Origin of the sequence: Actinoplanes sp. NPDC026623 (assembly GCF_040638275.1) — a bacterium.
In the GTDB taxonomy this organism is placed as follows: Bacteria; Actinomycetota; Actinomycetes; order Mycobacteriales; family Micromonosporaceae; genus Actinoplanes.
In genome coordinates, this window is record NZ_JBEZXZ010000455.1 from 1 (window position 1) to 1,218 (window position 1,218).

The 1,218-nt window shown below is 76.7% G+C and carries 2 protein-coding genes; both read left to right on the forward strand.

Features of this window, described 5'->3' with window-relative positions:
* The first annotated feature begins 128 nt into the window (after window positions 1-128).
* Complete coding sequence (locus AB0F10_RS45770) at window positions 129-851, forward strand: hypothetical protein (protein WP_360640928.1); 723 nt, start codon at window positions 129-131, stop codon at window positions 849-851.
* A gap of 2 nt (window positions 852-853) precedes the next feature.
* Window positions 854-1,218 (forward strand): hypothetical protein (locus AB0F10_RS45775; RefSeq protein ID WP_360640930.1); only part of this gene is annotated, 365 nt, incomplete at its 3' end.

A 1,218-nucleotide genomic window follows, 5' to 3' on the forward strand; every position in this document is an offset into this window, starting at 1 on the left:
CGGCGCGGCGACCGGCGCCCGCGCGACCGGCGCCCGCGCGACCGGCGCCCGCGCGACCGGCGCCCGCGCGGCCGTCGCCGGCGCGGACCTCGCCCACCCCGCCGGCGCCCACCCGGCCCGCTCCGCCCGTGCCGGCGCCGTCGGAGGGGGTGCTCGACCGCACGAGCCCGCTGCCGGACGGCGTTCCCCGGCAGGTCGGCTTCTTCTTCGGCGGTGACATGGACTGCCCCGGGCAGGCGACGAAGCCGCGGATCGACCTCGCCGCCGGGGCCGTCATCCCGACCGAGTTCCTGCTCTGCTTCTACGGCTTCCGCGCCGGGCAGTTGACGGTCACGATCCGGCCGCCGGCCGGAAAGGCCCACACGACGACCCTGCGCGTCCGCGACGGCGAGGACGGCGGAGTGCCGTATCGGTATCCGCTGCGCCCCGGCGCCCCGGCGGGCGGATACCGGATCACGGCGCGTGAGGGCAGCCGCGAGGCGGCCGCGACATACCCGGTGAGGTATCCGACGAGCCCGGTGCTGTGGCTGGAGCGGCAGGGCGGCTGCCGGGCGCCCGGCGAGGACGTACATATCTACATCGCCGGATTCCCGGCCCGGCGCACCGTCATGCTCAACCTGTACCGGCGGCACAACTACCAGACGTCGTTCCCCGCCGAGACCGACACCTACGGCTCGGGACACGTGATCCTGCGCGTAGGCCACGTGCCGGATCCCGACCCCGGGTCGACCCAGTGGGGGGTCAGCCACCCCCAGCTGGGCGACACGGAGTCGGTGACCTCCGACCCGAACGTTCCGGGTCACGCCTCGACGAATGTCTTCTGCACCAAGTCCCCGCCGGTGGGGGACTGACCGTGGGCACCCCGGCCCGGCGAGGACGCAGGGAGACCCTGATCGACCCGACCGTCCCCGAGCACCGGCGCGCGCTGGCGCAGGCGCTGCGCGACCTGCGGGCCGAGTGCGGCGCACCGCCCTATCGCGACCTCAGCCGGCTGGCGCACTGCGCCGCCGGCACCCTGTCCGAGGCGGCCGGCGGCCACCGCCTGCCCAGCTGGGAGACGACCCGCGGCTACGTCACGGGCTGCCTCGCGTACGCCGGCCGGCGCGGCGAGACGGCGGCCGCCCTGCCGATCTGGCGGCAGCGATGGGACCGGGCCCGCCTCGACGACGACACCCCCGCGCGCAACGACACCCCCCAGCGGGTCGCGCCGCCGCCGGC